Source organism: Micromonospora sp. NPDC004704, from assembly GCF_053601675.1.
The window spans coordinates 26,813-48,265 of sequence record NZ_JBSGCD010000036.1; the positions used below are offsets into that span (position 1 = coordinate 26,813).

Consider the following 21,453-nt stretch of genomic DNA (forward strand, 5'->3'; position numbering starts at 1 on the left):
ACTCAGCTGCGGGTCGCCTCGATCAGGCTGTTCGGCCGCATGTCGACCCAGTGCTCCTCGACGTAGGCCAGGCAGGCATCCCGGTCGGCGGCGCCGAAGACCGTCGACCAGCCGGCGGGTACCTCGGCGAACCGGGGCCAGATGCAGTGCTGCCCCTCGTGGTTGACGAGAACCAGGAACACACCTTCGGGATCGTCGAACGGGTTGTTACTCAACACGGGCCTCCCGCTGATATTCGGCAAGTTGGTTCAGTTCGGTGGCGAGGATCCGACCGATCTGCGTGAGCGGCTCTGCGGTGAGCATGAAGTCATGCGCGCAGGGCACGTCGTGGCGCTCGATCGGGCCGTCGACGTGTGGGCGCCACAGTTGCGCGTTCGACCCGGGTACGGCGTCCGACTCGGTGGCGCTGAAGTAGACGAGCTTTCCGACGTACCCGGCCGGCCGGTACGCCCGCCGCAGGCGTGCGTTGTTGCGGCACACCCGCAGCAGGTTCGCCAACTGCTCCTCGGTCATGGCCGACATCAGGTGCTCGTCGCGGTGGAACCGGGCGACCAGGTCGGCGAGCACGATCGGACCGGCCAGCAGTTCGTCCGGGTCGTAGCCGAGGTAGGTCAGGACCTGCCGCAGCAGCTCGCGGTCGTCGGGCAGTTCCTCGTCGGGAGTGGCCGGTGCTCCGTCGAGGCTGACCAGCAGAGCGACCCGTTCCTGTGCCCGCTGCAGCTGTACGGCCATCTCGTACGCCAGCACTCCGCCGAACGACCAGCCGAGCAGGTGGTAAGGCCCGTCCGGCTGGATCTTCCGAATCTCGCCCAGATACTCGGCGGCCATGTCCGGAAGCGTCTCCGGAAGAGACTCGCGCCGCATGATCCCGCGCGCCTGCAGGCCGTACAGCGGGTAGTCGGCGCCGAGATGGGCCGTCAGCCCCCGGTAGAACCAGCTCAGTCCGCCGCCGGGGTGGATGCAGAAGATCGGTGGCCGAGTGCCCCGCGGGCGGAGCGGGATCATGGTGGCGAACGAGTCGGATTCCGACAGCTCCGCCAGCCGCTCCGCGAGTTCGGCGACCGTCGGAGCCTCGAACAGCGCGCGGATCGGCAACCGCACCCCGAGCTCGGTCCGAATCCGGCCGGCCAGTCGGGTGGCGAGCAACGACTGGCCGCCCAGGTCGAAGAAGTCGTCGTGGACGCCGATGTCGGGCACCCCCAGCACCTCGGCGAACATCGCGGCCAGCCGGCGTTCCCGGGCATCGCGGGGAGGGGTACCACCGACGGCCGGCCGATCCGGTGCCGGCAGTGCCGACCGGTCGAGCTTTCCGTTGGTGGTCAACGGCAGCGCGTCGAGCCCGACGTAGGCGTTCGGCAGCATGTAGTCGGGCAGCACCTCGGCGAGGTGCTTGCGCAGCACCTGGATGCCGGCGCTGGACGCCGCCGACGCCGGAACGAGGTAGCCGACGATCCGCTCCTTGCCCGACGGGTCCACGCGTACGCCGACCGCCGCCTGGTCGACGGCGGGATGGCCCATGAGCACGCTCTCGATCTCACCGAGCTCGATCCGGTAACCGCGTACCTTCACCTGGTCGTCGGTCCGGCCGAGATACTCCAGCTCGCCTACGGAGGTCCACCGGGCCAGGTCGCCGGTCCGGTACATCCTGGCGCCAGCACGGGCGGAGAACGGGTTGGCCACGAAACGCGCCGCGGTGAGCGTCGGTCGGGCGACGTATCCCCGGGCGAGGCCGGCCCCGGCGAGGTAGAGCTCCCCGACCACGCCGTCGGCCACCGGCCGGAGCATCGAGTCCAGCAGGTACACCTCGGTGTTCCAGATCGGACGGCCGATCGGTACGGCGCCGGCCGGAGCCGGTGCGCCCGGCGCCAGGGCGTAGACCACCGAGCCGACCGTCGCCTCGGTCGGTCCGTACTCGTTGACCACCGTCATCGCCGGCCGACGTCGCCGCAGCTCGCTCAGGTTCTCCCCGAGTAGTTGCTCACCCCCGACGACGAGGTCACCGGTGGGTGAGAAGCGGCCGGACACCTGGTCCAGCAGGCGCAGGTGGCTCGGGGTGGCCTTGAGGAAGGTGCACACCTCGCCGGTCGGGACGGGGCCGTCCGGCACCGCCGACTCGGCGGTCAGGTCGGCCGCCACGATCCGGCCGCCGGAGACCAGCGGCGCGTACAGCGTGGTCACGGTGAGGTCGAACGTCACCGGCGAGTGCAGGATCGCCATCGTCGCGACGCTGGGATACGCCCGAGCCGCGAACCGGACGTAGTTGACCGCCGACCGGTGTTCGATGAGGACACCCTTCGGGCGCCCGGTCGAGCCCGACGTGTAGATGACGTACGCCGGATGCGCCGGGCGCAGCGGGGCGGTCCGGTCGTCGTCGCCGGGTGCCCGTTCGTCCTCCCCGTCCCACGCCGCACGGAAGTCGGGCTCGTCGAGGTGCAGCACCAGGATGCCACCGGTGTTGACGTCGGGGAGCACCCCGCTGGTGGTGATCAGCAGGACCGCGGACGAGTCGGACAGCACGTACTCGATCCGGTCGACCGGGTGGAACGGGTCGAGGGGGACGTACCCGGACCCGGCCTTGAGCGTGGCGAGCAGCGCGACGACCAACTCGTCGGACGGTGCCAGTGCCACGGCGACCAACCGCTCCGGGCCCGCCCCGTGGGAGATCAACCGGCGCGCGAGCCGGTTGGCCCGCCGGTCGAGTTCGGCGTAACTCAGGGCACGCGCGCCGCAGGTGACGGCGATGGCGTCCGGGGTCCGGGCCACCTGCGCTTCGATCGCCTCGGGCAGGGTCTGCGCGACGACGTCGTGGTGGGTGTCGTTACGGGTCACGAGCAGGTCGTGCCGCTCGGCCGGGTCGAGGAGGTCGAGCTGGGCCAGTGGCCGTTCGTCACCGGCGGCCACCTGGTGCAGCAACGTGACCAGCCGGTCGGCGATCCGGCGCACCCGTGCCCGGTCGAGCAGGTCGGGGCGGTAGTCGAGCCGCATCGTGAGCCGGTCGCCGGGGACCACGAGCAGGGTCAACGGATAGTGGTTGGCGTCCCGGCCCTGCGCGCCGGTCAGACGCAATCCCGGTACCAGGTCCGCCAGGCCCGACGGGTCGAGCGGGTAGTTCTCGAACACCAGCACGGTGTCGAACAGTTCGCCCTGGCCGGCCACTTCCTGGAGTTCGCCGAGCCCCAGGTAGCCGTACGACATCAGGGCGGCCTGCTGGCTCTGGAGCGCCGCCATGGTCTGACCGAGTGAGGCGGCCGGATCCAGCCGGACCCGGACCGGCAGCGTGTTGATGAAGAACCCGATCATCGATTCGATGCCCGCGACCTCGGCCGGGCGGCCGGCGGTGACACCGCCGAACACCACGTCCCGCCGGCCGGTCAGGGCACCGAGCAGCACCGACCACACACCCTGGAAGACGGTGTTCAGGGTGACCGAGCGGGCCCTGGCCCACTCCGCCAGCCGGGCCGTCTCGTGCTCGCCGAGTTCGACGACTATCTGCTCGGGGAGGGTCGGTGTCCGCCGCTGCTGCGACGGGGCCAGCCGGGTGCCCTCCGACAACCCGTCCAGTGCCGAACGCCAGGCCGCGCGGGCCGACTCACGGTCCTGCGCGGACAGCCAGTCGAGGTAGTCGCGGTACGGCGTCACCGTCGGCATCGCCGAGTCGTCTGCACCGTTGGCGTAGAGGGTGAACAGCTCGCGGGCCAGCAGTGGCATCGACCAGCCGTCGGCGAGGATGTGGTGGATGGTCAGGATGAGCCGGTGGGCCCGGACGTCGGTACGCACCAGCGTGGCCCGGATCAGGGGTGGGCGGGCCAGGTCGAACCGGGCGAGGCGGTCCTCGTCGGCCAACCGGGTCAACGCCCCGTCCCGCTCGACGGTCCCGAGGTCGGAAAGGTCGTGTTCCCGCAGCGGTAACGGAATCGGGTCGGGAATGAGCTGTACCGGCTCACCGGACTTGCGGTAACGAAACGCCGCGCAGAGGTGGGGATGCCGGGCGAGCAGCGCGTCTCCGGCGCGACGCAGGGCCACCGGGTCGAGGGGACCGGCCAGGTCCAGGATCAGCTGTACGGCGTAGACGTCGGCGCCCGAGGAGTCGTACTGGGCGTGGAAGAGCATGCCCTCCTGCAACGGCGACAACGCCAGGACGTCACGGAGTCGGGTACGGGTCATGTGGCGGCACCCCAATCGGCCAGATCGTTCTCGAACTCGTCAATCTCGGCCTGGCTGATCGAGGTGTGGGAGACGTCCGACGGGGTCAGCCCGCCCGCGCCGCCTCCGCTGGTGTGCTCGACGATCACCTCCAGCAACCGTGACCAGTTCTGGGCGAGGTCGTAGACCTGCGACTCGGCCAGGATCTCGCCGGCCCAGACCCAGCTCGCGACCAGTTCCGGCCCGTCGACCCGCTCGACCACCACGACGTCGACGGTCAGCGCGTGTGGCAACGGCAGACCGGGGTCGGTCGCGCCGTGCAGCGCCTCCTGCGAGGTGTCGACCGACCAGTCCGACGCTGTTCCCGTGCCGAGCCGGCCGAGGTAGTTGAAACCGATCCGGGGCACCTCGTACGCACCGAGCACCGGTGCGGTCTCCGGATTCAAATAGCGCAGCAGGCCGTAGCCGAGCCCACGGTCGGGGATGTCCCGCACCTGCTCCTTCACCCGCTTGAGGGCGCGGCCGACGGATGGTCCGGCGGCCCAGATGTCCGCCCACTGCGGTTCACCGACGTCGAGGTGCAACGGGAACGAGTTGGTGAACCAGCCGATTGTCCGGGACAGGTCGATGTCGGCCCGGATCTGCTCCCGGCCGTGGCCCTCGATCATCAGTGAGACGCCCGTCGGGTGCGCCCCGTGCTGGGTGCGGCCGTGGGCGACCGCGAGGACCAACGCGGTGAGCAGGACGTCGTTGGTCTCGGCGTGGAAGGCCGCCGGGGCGGTTGTCATCAGCGACCTGGTCAGCTCCGGGCGGAGGCGCAGGTCCAGTCGGCCCGCCGTCGAGGTCAGATCGATGGCCGGGTCCAGCGGTCGCTTGCCCAGCGGCTCTTCCGGCTGGTCGAGCATCCTGGTCCACAGTGCCAGCTCCGCGGTCCGGCTCGCGGTCCGCGCCTCCGCCCGGAGCAGCGCCGCCCAACTTCGCAGCGAGGTGCCGACCGGTGCGAGGGTGGGCCGCGTACCGGCGGTCAGGGCGTGCCACACCTCGGCCAGATCCTCCATCAGCACGCGCCACGACACACCGTCCACCGCGAGGTGGTGCAGCATCAGCAGGAGTCGCCCCGGACGGTCCCCGCCCGCGTCGAACCAGACCGCCTGCAGCACGACGCCGCGCGCCGGGTCGAGCCGGTCCCGGGCCGCGGACTCCTCGACGCGTACGGTCCGTGCCACCGCGTCGTCGTCCAGCCCACGGATGTCGGTCCGGTGCAGGAACGCTCCCGGGCTGCCGCCACCGGGGGCTGCCACCCGCATCGACCATGTGCCGGGTCCACCGGCCAGCGACAGCCGCAGGGCGTCGTGGTGGTCGACGAGTGCCTGGAAGGCGGTGGTCAGCAACTCGCCGTCGAGGGCCGGCGGGGTGCGGAGCAGCAGCGCCTGGTTGAAGCCCGCGAACTCGCCTCCCCGGTCGAGCAGGTCGGCGACGATCGGTGTGAGTGCCACGTCGCCGACCCCGTCGTCGGGCGCGGCGGCGGGTCCGGCGTCGACCGCCGTGGCGACCGCCGCCAGTGTCCGGACGGTCTGGTGGGTGAAGACGTCACGGGGGCTGAGCAGCAGCCCCGCCTTACGTGCCCGGCTCACCATCTGGATGGAGATGATGCTGTCCCCGCCGAGGTCGAAGAAACTCTGCTCGACGCCGACCTCGGCGAGACCGAGGACATCCGCGAAGATCGCCCGCAGTGTCCGCTCCGCCTCGGTGTCCGCGCCGGTCGGGGCGGAGGTGGTGGTCGCGGTGGGTGCCGGCAGCGCACCCTGGTCGATCTTGCGATTGCTGGTCAGCGGCAGCGCCGGCAGGGCCACGAAGAGGCCCGGCACCATGTAGTCGGGCAGCGTCTGCGCGAGATGTGCCCGCAGGGTCGGGACGTCGACCCGGTCCGGACGCCGACCGTGCTGTTCGGTGGGCACCACGTAGGCCACCAGTCGTCGGTCGCCCGGGCGGTCCTCGCGCGCCACCACGACGGCGTCCTCGACCGTGGGATGCTGGCGCAGAACGGCCTCGATCTCGGGCAGTTCGATCCGGAAACCCCGCACCTTGACCTGGCGGTCGGCCCGGCCGACGAACCGCAGCTCACCGTCGGCGGTCCAAGCGGCCAGGTCACCGGTGTGGTACATCCGGGCCCCGGGTTCGTCGGCGAACGGGTCGGCGACGAACCGCCCCGCGGTCAACGGAGCCTGGTTCAGATACCCACGGGCCAGTCCGAGTCCGGCAATGAAAAGCTGTCCGACAACTCCCGGCGGCACCGGCTCCAGCCCTCCGTCGAGCACGTAGAGCCGGGTGTTGGCGAGCGGACCACCGATCGTCGGTGCCCCCGTGCCGGTCACGCGCGCAGCGCTCGACCAGATCGTGGTCTCGGTGGGGCCGTACACGTTGGTGACGCTTCGGGCCGCCGGGTGCAGCAGGCCGGCGAGTTCTTCGGTCAACGCCTCCCCGCCGACCAGGACCCGTACGTCCCGGAAGCTGTCCGGGCCCTCCCGCACGAGCGCGTGCCACAGCGTCGGCGTCGCCTGCAGCACGCTCACCCGGTGCCGGGCGACGAGTTCCACGAGCAGCGCCGGGTCACGTACCTCGGTCTGCTGACCGAGGAGCATCGTGGCGCCCGTCGCCAGCGGCGCGAAGATCTCCAGGTTGGAGATGTCGAAGCCGAACGTGGTGACCGCCAGCCACCGGTCGTCGCGGGTCAGGGAGATCCGGCGGCACATGTCGTCGAGTAGGTTGACCAGGCCGGCGACGGAGACCATCACGCCCTTGGGACGGCCGGTCGACCCGGAGGTGTAGATGACGTACGCGAGGTTGTCCGGGGAGAGCACACCACGCCGCTCGTCGGCGCCGAGATTGGCGCCGCTGCGCTCCCCCAGTTCCACGGCGACGGTCGGGTCGTCCAGCATGAGACGCGGTACGGCGGTGTCCGCGATCTTGTCGTGGACACCGTCGCGACGGGTCAGCACCAGCATCGGCCGGGCGTCGGAGATCATGTACGCGATCCGGGACGCGGGATAGTCCGAGGCCAGCGGCAGGTACGCCGCCCCGGCCTTGATCACGGCGAGGGTCGCCACGATCAGCTCGACCGACCTCCGCAGGGCGATTCCCACCACCCGATCCGGTCCGGCTCCCCGGGCCACCAGTGCCCGGGCAAGCTGGTTGGCGCGGGAGTGCAGCTCCCGGAAGGTGACCGAGTCCGGGCCGCAGGTCACCGCGACGGCGTACGGCGTCCGTTCGGCCTGCCGTTCCACCAGGTCGACGAGGGACTCCACGCCGAGCGGCCGACCAGTGTCGTTCCACCCGGTGAGAATCCGGTGCCGCTCGTCGTCGGCGAGCGCGCTGACTGTCCGCACCGGGCGGTCCGGCTCCGCCACCAGCCGTCCGAGCAGCCGGACCAGCCGGTCGGCGAGTTGCCGGACCGTGGCCCGGTCGAACAGGTCGGTGCTGTACTCGACGTACCCGTCGATGCCACCCTCGGCCCCGGCCCGGCCGGGCAGTTCCGACATCTCGAAGGAGAGGTCGAACTTCGCCGTGCCGGTCGGCACGGGGGTGACCACGCTGCGCAGGCCGGGCAGCTCGATCGCCCCGGCGTCCGCGTTGTTGAACGACAGCATCACCTGGAAGAGCGGCTGCCGGGCCAGGGAACGGTCCGGCTTCACCACCTCGACCACGCGTTCGAACGGCACGTCCTGGTTGGCGTACGCGGCCAGGTCGACCTCCCGCACCCGGCCGACCAGTTCCCTGAAGGTGGGATCCCCGCTGGTGTCGGTACGGAGCACGAGCGTGTTGATGAAGAACCCGACCAGATCGTCGAGGGACTCGTCGGTCCGCCCGGCCAGCGGTGTGCCGAGCGGGATGTCGGTACCGGCGCCCATCTTGGTCAGCAGGGACGCGAGGGCCGCCTGTACGACCATGAAGACGCTCGCGTTGCTCTCGCGGGCCAGTGCGAGCAGGTCGTGGTGCAACGGGGCGGGCACCCGGAACTCGACCAGGTCACCGTCGTAGGTGGCGACCGCCGGTCGCGGACGGTCGTAGGGAAGGTCGATCTGGGCCGGTAGGTCCGCCAGCGCGGCATGCCAGAAGCGAAGCTGCTGACTGGCACGGCTGTCCTGATCCTGCTCCCCGCCGAGCAGTTCGCGTTGCCAGAGCATGTAGTCGGCGTACTGCACGAGCAGCGGCGGGCGCTCGGGGGCGGCCCCGGCACGCCGGGCGGCGTACGCGTGCGCCAGGTCCCGGAACAGGGGCGCCAGTGACCAGCCGTCGCCGGCGACGTGGTGCAGCACCAGGAGCAGTACGTGCTCGTCGGCGGCCACCTCGAACAGCGTCGCGCGCAGTGGTGGATCGACGGAGATGTCGAACCCGTGACCGGACGCCTCGATCAGGGCGGCGTCCAGACCGTCGGCGTGCTGCGCGACGACGACGAGTTCCGGCCGGCACTGTCGGGCGGCGAGGATGACCTGACGTGGCTTCCCGTCGTCGTCGGGGAAGATCGTGCGAAGCGATTCGTGCCGTGCCACGAGGTCGGCGAGCGCCTCCCGCAGCGCGTCGCGGTCCAGGACGCCGGAGAGCCGGACCGCGGTGGGAATGTTGTACGCCGGGTTCGGCCCTTCCAGCCGGTTGAGGAACCAGAGCCGGAGTTGGGCGGAGGAGAGCGGCAGTACGTCCGGGCGGGTGGCCGGCAGGACCGGCGGCCGGGCCTGCCCGGCCGAGTCGAGCAGTCGTCCCAGCTGTTCCGGTGTGGGCGCCTCGAACAGCGCACGGACGGACAGTTCGACACCGACCTCGGTACGGATCCGGCTGACCAGCCGGGTTGCCAGCAGCGAGTGGCCACCGGTGGCGAAGAAGTTGTCGTCGACACCGATCCGGGGCACCCCGAGAACCTCGGCGAAGAGCTCGCAGAGGAGTTCTTCGCGGGGTGTGGCGGGCCGGCGGTGGATCGTCCCGGCGTGGTAGTCGGGCGCGGGAAGCGCCTTGCGGTCGAGCTTGCCGTTGGTGGTCAACGGCAGCACCCCGAGGGCGACGAAAGCGGCCGGCACCATGTGTTCCGGCAGTAGCGACGCGACGTGGGCGCGGATCTCGCCCAGGTCGGTCCCGCCGGCCCCGGGCACCAGGTAGGCAACCAACCGGCGGTCGCCCAGCCGGTCCTCCCGCACCACCACCGCCGCCTGCGCGACCTGCGCCGACGTACGCACCGCCGCCTCGACCTCGGCCAGTTCGATCCGGAACCCGCGGACCTTCACCTGGTCGTCCGAGCGGCCGAGGTAGTCCAACTGCCCGTCGGGCGCCCACCGGACCAGGTCGCCGGTGCGGTACATGAGGGAGCCGTCCGTTGGTGCGAACGGGTCGGCGACGAACCGCTGCGCGGTCAGGGCGGGCCGGTGCAGGTAGCCACGGGCCACCTGTCCACCGGCGAGGTAGAGCTCGCCGGTGGCTCCCACCGGGACCGGCCGGAGGGCGTGGTCGAGCACGTACAGCCGGGTGTTGGCCAAGGGGCGGCCGATCGGCGGGCGACCGGCTGCGCGCAGCGGGTCGCTCATGGTGACGCAGACCGTCGCCTCCGTCGGACCGTAGGCGTTGATCATCATGCGGTCGGTCGCCCAGCGGGCGACGAGTTCGGGCGGGCACGCCTCGCCCGCCACGATCAGCACCAGGTCGCGCGGCAGTGTGGTGTCCGGGGGGAACGCGGCGACCACGCTGGGCGGAAGGCTCACCAGGGTGATGCGCTGCCGCGCGATGAGGTCGGCCAGTGCGGCGCCGGCCTCCCGCTCGTCGTCGCCTGCCAGGACGAGACATCCGCCGCCGAGCAGGGCGACGCTGAGTTCCCAGGCCGCCGCGTCGAAGCTCAGCGAGGCGAACTGGAGCAGCCGGGTGTCCGGGCCGACCCCGAACCGCTCGATCTGGTCGGCCACCAGCCGGAGCACGCTCGCGTGCTCCACGACGACCCCCTTGGGCCGCCCGGTGGAGCCGGAGGTGTAGATGACGTAGGCGGCGTCCCGCTCGGTCAGCGGTCGGGTCCGACGCGCGTCGTCGAGGTCGCCGTCGGCCCGACTGTCCAGCACCGCCCGGTGACCCGGGTCGTCGAGCAGCAGCGTCTCGATCGGCGTCGCGGACAACCTCGCGCCCAGCGACCGGGTCGTGACGGCCAGGGCCGGTCGCGCGTCGTCGAGCAGGAACGCGATCCGATCGTCCGGGTAGTTCGGGTCCACGGGCAGGTAGGCGGCGCCGGCCTTGAGTACGCCCAGCAGGGCCACCACGGTCTGCACCGACCTCGGCACCAGCAGCGCGACAACGTCCCCGGGGCCGATCCCCCGCTCGACGAGCAGCCGGGCGAACCGGTTGCTCCGGGCGTTCAGCTCGGCGTAGCTGAGCACGGTGTCGCCATGGCGCAGCGCGGCCGCCGCGGGGGTGCGCCGGGCCTGCGCCTCGAACAGGGCGGGGACCGTACCGGCCGGGACGGCACGAACGGGCCCGTTCCAGTCGACCAGTACCCGCTGCCGCTCCGGACCCTCCAGGAGGTCCACCCGCGCGACCGGTTGGTCGCCGTCGGTCACCATTGCCCGCAGTATTCGCAGCAGCCTGTCGCCGAGCCGGTCGACATCGTCGCGGTCGAACAGGTCCGGCCGGTAGTCCAGGCGGAACCGCATCCGTTGCCCGGGTACGACGAGCAGGCTGACCGGGTAGTGCGTGGTGTCGCGTACCGCCATGTCGACGATGCGCAGGTTGTCGTCCAGGCGCCGGAATCCGGCTAGGTCCAGCGGGTGGCTCTCGAACACCACCACGGTGTCGAACAGGCTGCCCAGCCCGGCGAGCTGCTGGATCTCCGCGAGCCCGAGGTGCTGGTGCGGCATCAGGGCCGCCTGGCCGTCCTGGAGCCGCCCGAGCAGGTCCGTGAGCGTCAGAGCTGGTTCCACGCGCAGCCGTACCGGCACGGTGTTGATGAACATGCCGACCATCGACTCGATGCCGGCAACCTCCGGTGGCCGTCCCGCGACGGTCGCGCCGAACACCACGTCACGCTGCCCGGTGACGGCGCTGAGCAGGATCGCCCAGGCGCCCTGGAACACCGTGTTCAGGGTGAGCCCGTGGGCCCGCGCCCACCGGGTCAGGGAGGTGGTGAGCGGCTCGGTGAGTTCGACCTCGACCTGTCGGGGCAGGGCCCCGAGGGGTGCGTCGTCGGTCGCGTGCACGCGGGTGGGCAGGTCGAGCCCGGCCAGCGATTCGCGCCAGGCGGCCCGTGCCGCGTTGCGGTCCTGTTCGGCCAGCCAGGTCAGATAGGCACGGTACGCGCCCGGCCGGGCCAGCCCCGTGTCCGATCCGCCGTTGGCGTAGATGGCGAAGAACTCGTCCAGCGCCAGCGGCATCGACCAACCGTCGGAGACGATGTGGTGGTTGGTCAACAGGAACCGGTAGCGGCCGTCGCCGAGCCTGATCAACGTCGCGCGCATCAGCGGCGCCTCGGTCAGGTCGAAGCGGCGGGTACGGTCCTGCTCCGTCAGTCGGTCGACCTCGGCCTGCCGGGTCCGCTGGTCGAGACCGGACAGGTCGTGATCGACCCAGCCCGGCGCGATGCCGGCGGAGATGACCTGTAGCGGATGCCCCGACCGGTTGTACCGGAACGCGGCCCCGAGGTTCGGGTGTCGGGCCAGCAGGGCCGCACTCGCCGATCGCAGGAGGACGGGGTCCGCTTCACCTTCGAGGTCGACCACGACCTGGACGTTGTAGACGTCCAGTGCCTCCTGCTCGTACCTGGCGTGGAAGAGCATGCCCTCCTGCAACGGTGCCAACGGCAGCACGTCGGACAGTCGCGGATGCTCGGCCTCGATCGCGGTGATTTCGTCCTGGGTCAGCGCGACGAGCGGCAGGTCGGACGGGGAGCGACCACCGGTGCCCGGCTGCTCGGCGTGCACGCGCAGGCCACGCAGCGCGGCCACCCACCGGTCGGAGATGTCGCGCACCTCGTCCTCGGTGAGCACGGCGCCGGCCCAGGACCAGGTGGCGGTGAGTCGGGGCCCGTCCGGGCCGTCCTCGGTGATGGCCCGCAGGTCCAGAACGTACGGCAGCGGCATGTCCGGGTCGCCGTCCTCGCCGAGCGTGCCGAACTCGTCCGCCACGGCCCAGTCGGCACCGCTGGCCGTGGTGGTGAACCGGCCGAGGTAGTTGAAGCCGACCTGCGGCATCGGGTACCCGGCCAGCACGGCGGCCGTGTCGGGGTTGAGGTGACGCAACAGCCCGTACCCGAGCCCGTGGTCGGGCAGCGCGCGCAACTGTTCCTTGACCCGGCGCAGGGCGTGCCCGACGACCACACCACCGGCGTCGACCTCGGCCCGGTCGGCGGTACCGGGATCGAGGAAGACCGGAAACACGCTCGTGAACCAGCCCACCGTCCTCGAGGTGTCCAGGTCTTCCCGGAGCTGCTCACGGCCGTGTCCCTCGAGCCCGAGCAGCACGCCCGAGCCGCTGCCCCGCCAGCCCGCCAACGCCAGCGCGAGAGCGGTCAGCAGCACGTCGTTGGCGGTGCAGTGGAAGGCTGCCGGGATCCGGGTGAGCAGCGGCGCCGTCTCCGCGACCGGCAGGCTGATCTCCACCCGCCGTGTCGTACGCCGCAGGTCGACGCCCGGGTCGAGCCGTCGACGGCCGAGCACCGGGTCCGGCTGCCCGAGAATGTCCGTCCACAACGCCAACTCACCGGTGCGCCCCGCTGACGCCTCGGCGGTCAGCGACTCGCTCCACCGTCGGAACGACGTGGGTACCGGGTCGAGCACCGGACGGGTGCCGGTGGACACCGCCCGCCAGGCGACGAGCAGATCGGGCACCAGGATCCGCCACGACACACCGTCGACGATGAGGTGGTGCAGCATGAGGATCAGTCGGCCGGCCCGACCGGCGCCGGCGTCGAGCCAGACGGCCTGCACCACGACACCCGCGGACGGGGCGAGGCGGGCCTGGGCGGCGAGCCGCTCGTCGGTGACGACCGTCGTGAGCCGCTCGTCACCGAGGTGCGCCACGTCGACGCGGGTCAGCATCTCGGCCGCGGAGACCGTGCCGGACGCGGCGACCGTCATCGACCAGGCGCCGGCCGACCCCTCGATCCGGGCTCGCAGCAGGTCGTGGTGGTCCACCAACGCCTGCAACGCGGACGCGAGATGGTCGGGGTCGAGGTCCGCCGGTACCCGGAGCACCATCGACTGTTGGTAGGCCGCCATCGGCCCACCGTGCTCGCGGAGCCAGTGCATGATCGGGGTCAGCGGGACCGGTCCGGTGCCCTGCTGCGCCAACTCCACGCCGGTGGGGTTTGCCCGCCGGGCAACGGCGGCGAGTCCACCCGCGGTCTTGTGACGGAAGATCTCCTGCGGCGTGATCAACAGGCCGGCTCGACGAGCCCGGCTGACCAGCTGGATGGAGACGATGCTGTCGCCGCCGAGATCGAAGAAGCTGTCGTCGATGCCGACGTCCGGCACCCCGAGCACCTCGGCGAACAGGTCCCGCAGCACCTGCTCGCCGGGAGTCCGTGCGGCCCGGCCGGTGGTGGTACGGGCGCTCGGCGCCGGTAGGGCCTTGCGGTCCACCTTGCCGTTGGCGGTCAACGGCAGCGCGTCCAGGGCGACGAAGACCGCCGGCACCATGTAGTCGGGCAGCACCCCGGCCGCGTACGCCCGCAGCGTCGACGGGTCGGTGACTCCGACCACCCACGCGACCAGACGCTTCTGCCCGTTGGCGTCGGGCCTGACATCGACGACAACGTCGCTGACGTCGGGCAGGCCGCGCAGCACGGCTTCGACCTCGCCCAGCTCGATCCGGTGGCCCCGGACCTTGACCTGGTTGTCGCGGCGCTCGACGAACTCCAACTGCCCGTCCGACCGGGACATCACCCGGTCGCCGGTGCGGTACATCCGGGCGCCGTCCTCGTCGGCGAACGGGTCCGCCAGGAACGTCGCCGCCGTCTTCGTCGGATCGCCCAGGTACCCGCGTCCGACACCGACCCCGCCGACGTACAGCTCTCCCCGCCCGCCCGGCGGGACCGGTCGCAGACTGTCGTCCAGCACGTAGAGCCGGGTGTTGCGGACCGCCCGGCCGATCGCGACCCGGCCGTCGGGCAGGTCGTCCGGACCGGCAATGAACGCGTGGGTGACGTCGTCGGAGCACTCGGTCGGCCCGTAGGCGTTGACCATGACGATGTCGGGATAGCGGGCCAGCCACCGGACGCAGAGGTCGGCCGGCAGTGCCTCGCCGGTGACCACCATCCAGCGCAGCTCGGGCAGCCCGATCTCGGGCGCTCCGCTGTCCCAACTGTCCAGCGCCGCGCGCAGCAGGGACGGAACCACCTCCAGTACGGTGACCGCCTCGCGCCGGACCAGGTTCATCAGCAGTTCGGGGTCTGCCGCCGTCTCGCGCGGCACGACCCGTACCCGACCGCCGACGATAAGTGCGGCGAACATCTGCCAGATGGCGATGTCGAAGGTCAGCGGTGCGTTCTGTACCACCAGGTCGGCGGCGGTCAGCTCGAGGTCGTCGACCTTGGCGAGCAGGTGGTTGACCATGCCCCTCCGGTGCACCATCGCACCCTTGGGACGACCGGTCGACCCCGACGTGAAGATGACGTACGCGAGATCGTCCTCCCGTCCCCACAGGGGGGTGAGCGCGCCGGCCGGGTCGACGGCGTCGTCCGCCATGATCAGGTCGAGGTGGTGCGCCGAGGACGTCACGATCTCCTCGGCCAACTCTCGGCATTCCGGGCCGACCAGGAGGGTCCGCACGCCGCTGTCCGCCAGCAACCCGGCTGTCCTGCCGACCGGCGCACGGGTGTCCAACGGAATCATCGCGGCGCCGGCGCCCAGTACGCCCAACGCCGAGACGATGAACCGCACACCCGGGTCGCCGAGCACCGCGACCAGCGAGTTCGACCCCACCTCGTGGGCCCGTAGCCGCCGGGTCAGCGCGCTCGCCCGACCGACGAGGGCGGCGTACCCGACCGCCTGACCGTCGTCGACGACCGCCACCGCCTCCGGGCGGGCCTCGGCGTGGGCGCGGATCCGTTCCACCAGACCGGCGAAGCCGCCGTGCCGGTCGGTCCGGTTCCACTCGACGAGCACCTGTCGCCGCTCCGCCGCGTCGACCAGATCCAGCCGCCCCAGCGGTACCCCGGACTCCGCCTCGCACAGCCCGGCCAGCAGGGTGCCGAAGTGCCGGGCGTGTCCGGCCAGCTCGTCATCCCGGTAGAGCTCGGGGTTGCCGGTGAAGTGCAGCCCCAGGTCGCCCGACGCGTCGTCGAAGGCGGTGATCTGCAGGTCACTCACCGGGCCGCTGGAGACCTCGTGCATCCGGGCGACGCACGGGCCGAAGCGGTATTCGACGCCGTACGGCAGGATGTTGATCGCCGGGCCGAACGGGCGCCGATCGTCACCCGCCAGACCGAGGTGGCGCCGCATCTGGTCGCCCCGGAAGCGCTGGTGCCTGAGGGTGTCGCTCAGGGCCCGTCCCACGTCGGACAGCAACTGCGTACGCGTCATCGCCGGGTCCAGCCGTACCGCCAGCGGCACGAAGTTGGCCCGCAGGCCGGGAATGCTCCGGGCGAGTGCGCCGACCCGGCTCGCCACCGGGAGGGTGAGCAGCACCTCCCTGGCACCGGTGACCCGGTGGGTGTAGAGCGCCGTGGCCGCGATCACCAGGGTCGGCTGGGTGACCCGTGACTCCCAGGCCACCTCGCGCAGCCGTTCGCCGGACGGGTTTGTCACGGCGTTGGTGACCCGGCGGAAGCCACGTCCCGGTACGAAGGGGCGGGTCGACAGGCTGAGTGGTTCCTGGGCCTCGGTCAACCGGCCGACCCAGTGGTCCCGGTCGCGCCCGGAGCGCTCGGACCGCTCGTACGCCTGCTCGTCCTCGATCAGCGCGCGCAGGGGCGGAAAGGGAGTGCCGGTGTCCGGCAACTGCTCGGCGAGGGCGGTGTAGATCTCGCCCAGCCGGCGGGCGAAGAGCCCACCGCTGAACGCGTCCCAGAGCACGTGGTGCACGACGACCAGCATCAGGGACCGGTCTTCGGCGAGTTTGGCCAGGCAGAAGCGGTAGAGCGGCGGACTGACCAGGTCCATCGGACGACCGAGGTCCTCGTTCACCTTCGCCCGTGCGGCCGCCTCGGGATCCGGGAACGCGCGGAGGTCGACCGTGCTGAAGGGCAGCTGGTCGAGCGGTGCCACGATCTGGCGCGGCACACCGAGCTCCGGGACGAAGTGCGCCCGTAGGCAGTCGGTCTCGATGACGGCCTGACGCAGTGCGTCCTCGAACAGCCGCTCGTCGAGCGGGCCCCGGATGTCGAGCCAGCCGCCCATGTTGAACGTGGGGTCGCCGACGTCCAGTTGCTGGGCGTGCCACATCTCCCGTTGCCCGGCGGACAGCGGCAGCGCGAACACTCGGTCGTCCGTCATGACCTCACCTGCTCCTCGGTTGACCTGACGCCACCGGTCCTGCTGCGACCGGTGCCGGCACGCTCGCCACCAACGAACGTGGCCCACCCTCGTGGACGTCGCTCAGCGCGTCGCCGTACATCTCGCGGAGCCAGGTCTTGTCGTAGACCGACTCCAGGTAGCGGTCGCCGAGATCGGGCGAGATGGCGACCGCGGTCAACTCGTTGTTCGCATCGTGTTCGGCCAGCCAGGCCAGCGCGCCGCTGACCACCGTGCCGGTGGAGCCACCCATGAGGAAGCCGGCCCGGACCATCTGGTGACAGGCCCGGACCGTGTCGACCTCCGCCACGTGCACCACTCCGGCCAGGGCCGAGGTGTCCAACATGGGCGGTCGCACGCCCGCACCGAGCCCGGGGATCATCCGGTTGCCGGCCGGTCCGCCGAAGGTCACCGAGCCGTCGCTGTCGACGGCGACCACCCGCACCGAGGGCCGCTGCTCCTGGAAGTAGCGGACGCACCCCATCAGGGTGCCGGTGGTGCCGGCACCGACGAACAGCACATCGAGTTGCGGGAAGCTGCGGGCCACCGCCGCCGCGGTGACCCGGTGGTGCGCCCGCCAGTTGTTCGGGTTGGTGTATTGGTTGAGCCACACATACCGCTCGTCGCGGTCGCACAGGTCACGTACGTACCTGAGCCTGGCGCCGAGGAAGCCACCCACCGGATCGGGCTCGGTGATGACGCATACCCGACTCCCGAAAGCCTCCATGGTGCGGATAACCGACGCGTTGCTACGTACGTCGGTGACGCAGACGAACCCGTATCCACGGCTGGCGGCAATGGCACTGAGCGCGACTCCGAGATTCCCCGACGAGGATTCGACAAGTACGGATCCACGACGGAGCAAACCCATCCGCTCGGCTCCGGCGACCATCTCCGCCGCAGCTTTGAGCTTGATTGATCCCGCGAAGTTGAAACCTTCACACTTGAGATAAAGAGAGCGTCCAAAGATTTGCTCAAGGTTGATGAACAGCTCTTCTTCGTTATAGTCCTGCGGCGCGGTGATGACCTGCACTCAAGGCCCCCGTCAAACAGAAGTAGTTTGAAGCCGCATCAACCGTACCTACGGAGTTCGGCGAAGAAGTCGTCGATCACAGCCAGTTCACCGGACGCCCGAACCTGGTCGTAGACGTATTTGCCCACCGCCAGATCGAGTATGCCCAGCCCAAACGGCGAGAAGACAACAGAACGGTCGGCAGGCACCGATACGTTGCCGAACACCACGTCGCCGAGCGTGCCCAGGATGAATTCCCGGCCGCCACTGATCTGCTCGGCCAGGTGCGGCGAGGTGTCCGCCTTCAGGCAGTGCTCGATGTCATCGACGATGTTCGTGGCGTCGAGAATGAGCTCGGGCGCCAGGTCGCGCAGGGAGAGATGCAGCACCAGCGGGTGGTGGCTGAACCATGCTGCGTCATGGACGTGCGGCCGCCCCGCCACTGTCGCGAACACGACGATGTCGGAGGACCTGATCAGATCCTCGGTCTCCTGGTAGACCGTCACCGGTGCGTCATCCGCCCTGGTCAGGTACTCGCGGAAGCCCTGCGCGTGGGAGTCGACCAGGTCGCGTACGCCCACCTGCTCGAACGTCCAGCCGCTGCCGATCAGGTAGGTGTGGGTGAATCTGGCGATCAGCCCCGCACCGACGAACCCGATGCGCGCCGGTCGCCCACGTCCTCTGGTCAACCAGTCGGCGGCCAGTGCCGCGGAGGCGGCGGTCCGGACGGCACTGATGACCGAGGCTTCGAGACAGGCGAGTGGGTAACCGGTCGCCGGATCGTTGAGAATGAGCACGGCAGAAGCGCGTGGCAACCCGCTCTCGACGTTCCCCGGGAAACTGGAAATCCACTTCAACCCGTCCACAGGATCCGCACCACCCATGGAAGCGGGCAGGGCAATGATCCGCGAGGTCGGACGATCCGGGAATCGCAGGAAGTAGGAATCCGGATTCACCGTCTCGCCACGACGGTGCGCACCGTACGCGGACTCGACGATCTGTATGACCTGCCGCTCTCTCGATCGGAGAGTGCCACGGACCTGACTGCCCGGAATCACCGCGAAAGACGGCGCCATGGACTGACCCACCCGATCCCCCCAGATCGCACGAGAACGGCCGGCACTATTACCCGACCGAGCGGTTCAAACGGCAAAACCATAATCCACGGTCGAGCATCGAGCAAGCCGCTACTCAACGGTAGCGACCCGTACCGTGGCTTTGATCTTGACCGCTACTTGCCAACTGCACGACAAAGACCGGCTTCGTTTTATGAGGCCGTGAGCGACGCTACACGAGACAAGCCCCACTCGGGAGGGACACATCGATCCGCGTGCCGGGATCGCCGGTTGCAGCAAGCTGCAAAAGTTAGTGCTTTATCCGACTTGGACACACCGCCAAACGGGCATACCCCCGGCAACCAACGCCCGACGCGTTACCGCGTCACAATTGATTTACGAAGAGTAGTCTTCCGAACACACTGTTTGTACCACCGTGGCCACCCCTGTTCAGAGCCGGCAGGCTGACCGAACAGCCGAGGTGTCCCGGATGACCAGGCTCACCGACCCGGCCTGCCGGCGCGGCCCCGCTGGCAGACAAGCTCCGCCTAACTGTCCAAATAGGCCAGTACGGCGAGCACCCGCCGATTGTCGCTGTCGGACAGTTGCAGCCCAAGCTTGCTGAAGATGTTGTTCGTATGCTTGGCGACGGCCTTCTCGGTCACGAAGAGCTGACCCGCGATGGCACTGTTCGACCTGCCCTCGGCCATCAACGCGAGCACCTCCCGCTCCCGGGGCGTCAGCACATCGAGCGAGTGCCCACGGGCGCGCCCGGTCAGCAGCTCGGAGATCACCTCGGGATCCATCACGGTGCCACCGGCGGCGACCCGACGTACGGCGTCGACGAACTGGCCGACCGCGGAGACCCGGTCCTTGAGCAGGTAACCCACCGCGCCACGGCGATCGGAGAGCAACTCCCGCGCGTAGAGCGGCTCCACGTACTGCGACAGCACCAGCACCGGCAGCCCCGGCACCCGCGCGCGGGCGGCGATCGCGGCGCGCAGACCGTCGTCGGTGAGGTCGGGCGGCATCCGGACGTCGACGATCGCGACATCCGGTCGGTGCGTGACCAGCGCCTCACGCAACTCCGGGCCGTTGTCGACGGCGGCGACAACGTCGAAATCGTACGCCTCGAGCAGCCGGATCAAACCGTCTCGCAGCAGAGCCAGATCCTCACCAAGGACAACCCGCACCAGAGACTCCATCGTCAAGCTTGATGGACCGTCGGGCCCGTCCAACGCACGCACACTACTACGGATCCGGGTCCGGCCGAGGTGCGATCGGACCGCGCGAAGGCCCGGTGCAGCGGCGGAGCAGGGCGTTCCACCGGGCGATCCCCTCGCCCCGGTCGTCCGCCGACATCCCCGTTCGCACCTGCGGTCGCGGTCAGGTACGTGGCTCAGGAGTACAAGGCCCAGCCCATGACGCCGAACCAGCGCGCCGACATCGACCACAACAACGCCAGGCCTCTGTTCCCCGGGCTGTTCGGCGCTCGAACTCGGCACTGCTCGCTGTGCCGTGGCGGTGGAGGGTCTGGAGCAGACGGGTCGCGGCCACGACACCGCCGCCGACGAGCAGGCCGGGCGGCGCCCAGTGAACGGGAATTCAGGTCCCTGCCCCACACGGCGTGTTCGTCCTGGTACGCGCGACCGGCGGTCATCACGTGCAACGGCAACTCCACCGCCAACATGAGCAAGGACAACCCACCCCACGAGGAGCCGAGCCCGGCCTCGCCTCAGGCTCCGGACTCCCGGACCGGCTCGTCGCACTTCCTGAACCAGCTACGCCACCCGTTGTCCCGGCTCCCGTGGTAGATCACGAGCGCGGCGCGCTGGTCGTCGTCCCACTCGATCCCGAACCCCACGCCCTCGGTGACGGTCTTCTCGTCGAGACGCTCGAACTCCAGTCCCACGAACGGCAGACCCTGAATGCTGCGGCCGTAGTCCCAGCTACCACTACCCGAGGTCGGGGCCACGTTGCCGAACTCCGTCCGGAGACGGTAACCGTCAACGTAGTCCCCGTCCCCCAACATCTCGTCCACGTACGTCTTCGAAATCCGCTCCATCCCGAAGGTGCCGTCAATCCGAAGATCGAGGAGCTCGTTCTCGGTACCACACCAGACACCGGGCATGCCCGACTCCACGGGTGGCGGCGGCGGCTCCGAGAAGCAACCCGTGGCCACCATCGCGACCAGGACCAGCACAAACGGCAACGCACGCTGGACGCCGTGCCCTCTCGTCCGCCGGCAGGCACTGGCCGGAGACACCACGAATCCTCCTCCCGACGGGACGAGCCGAAGATCAGCTCCGGCTCCAGCATCACCCATACCGGACGGCTCCCGCCGCAGAGGTCGCTCGGAAGAAGCGCTTCCCCCGCCGCGAGGTGGGGAGGGTCGCCCCGACTCTGCCCACCTCGCCTAACAACCCGGCGCCCCTAGCCGACGGACAGCCCGCCCGGCGGGCGAATCGGAGGCCAACCGCATCGGCCTGACTCGCGACAGCGAACGACATGGTCAGCAAGAACGCTGGGCTTCGACGTGGATTCCGTCCGACCACGCCAGGCGCTGGACCTTCCAGTGGACGCAGCAGGGCGTTCCTGCCCGAGCTCGCCGCCGACCGTATGAGCGTTGGAGCGATTACCTCCGCGCCGCGGTCGTGGTCGTGGTCGTCGTTAGTCTGCGGCGATGGTGGTCCGGGACAGCGCCGCACCGCCGCGAGGCTGACCCCCGTACGGGCGCACCGCGGTCAGGTGCACGAGCCGCAAGCCATCCGGT

At 70.3% G+C, this 21,453-nt stretch carries 7 protein-coding genes; all 7 read right to left on the reverse strand.

The features are described 5' to 3' along the window. Positions 1-2: 2 nt before the first annotated feature. The 7 genes from ACWEFB_RS31960 to ACWEFB_RS31990 all read right to left on the reverse strand — a co-directional run bounded on the left by ACWEFB_RS31960 (position 3) and on the right by ACWEFB_RS31990 (position 20,883). On the reverse strand, positions 3-215 hold the full coding sequence (locus ACWEFB_RS31960) for an MbtH family protein (protein WP_326559279.1): 213 nt from the start codon (positions 213-215) through the stop codon (positions 3-5). Beyond that, a complete protein-coding gene (locus ACWEFB_RS31965) occupies positions 208-4,164 on the reverse strand; it encodes an amino acid adenylation domain-containing protein (protein WP_452291405.1) in 3,957 nt (1,318 codons plus the stop codon). Before ACWEFB_RS31965 ends, ACWEFB_RS31960 begins: the two co-directional genes overlap by 8 nt. Continuing rightward, positions 4,161-16,595, reverse strand: a complete 12,435-nt coding sequence (locus ACWEFB_RS31970; protein ID WP_452291407.1) for an amino acid adenylation domain-containing protein — start codon at positions 16,593-16,595, stop codon at positions 4,161-4,163. Before ACWEFB_RS31970 ends, ACWEFB_RS31965 begins: the two co-directional genes overlap by 4 nt. A 4-nt stretch (positions 16,596-16,599) precedes the next feature. Next, complete coding sequence (gene sbnA / locus ACWEFB_RS31975; protein WP_326559282.1) at positions 16,600-17,646, reverse strand: 2,3-diaminopropionate biosynthesis protein SbnA; 1,047 nt, start codon at positions 17,644-17,646, stop codon at positions 16,600-16,602. 38 nt (positions 17,647-17,684) lie between these two features. Further along, positions 17,685-18,713, reverse strand: a complete 1,029-nt coding sequence (gene sbnB, locus ACWEFB_RS31980; protein WP_452291410.1) for a 2,3-diaminopropionate biosynthesis protein SbnB — start codon at positions 18,711-18,713, stop codon at positions 17,685-17,687. A gap of 515 nt (positions 18,714-19,228) precedes the next feature. Next, the gene (locus ACWEFB_RS31985; protein ID WP_326559284.1) at positions 19,229-19,873 is read right to left on the reverse strand and encodes a response regulator transcription factor; all 645 of its coding nucleotides are present in this window, start codon (positions 19,871-19,873) and stop codon (positions 19,229-19,231) included. Between the two features lie 542 nt (positions 19,874-20,415). Beyond that, the gene (locus ACWEFB_RS31990) at positions 20,416-20,883 is read right to left on the reverse strand and encodes a hypothetical protein (RefSeq protein ID WP_452291412.1); all 468 of its coding nucleotides are present in this window, start codon (positions 20,881-20,883) and stop codon (positions 20,416-20,418) included. Positions 20,884-21,453 lie beyond the last annotated feature (570 nt).

Bases quoted from the DNA above. Each gene is read 5' to 3' on its own strand.
- ACWEFB_RS31965 (WP_452291405.1), bottom strand. From the start codon at position 4,164: ATGACCCGTACCCGACTCCGTGACGTCCTGGCGTTGTCGCCGTTGCAG.
- ACWEFB_RS31970 (WP_452291407.1), bottom strand. From the start codon at position 16,595: ATGACGGACGACCGAGTGTTCGCGCTGCCGCTGTCCGCCGGGCAACGG.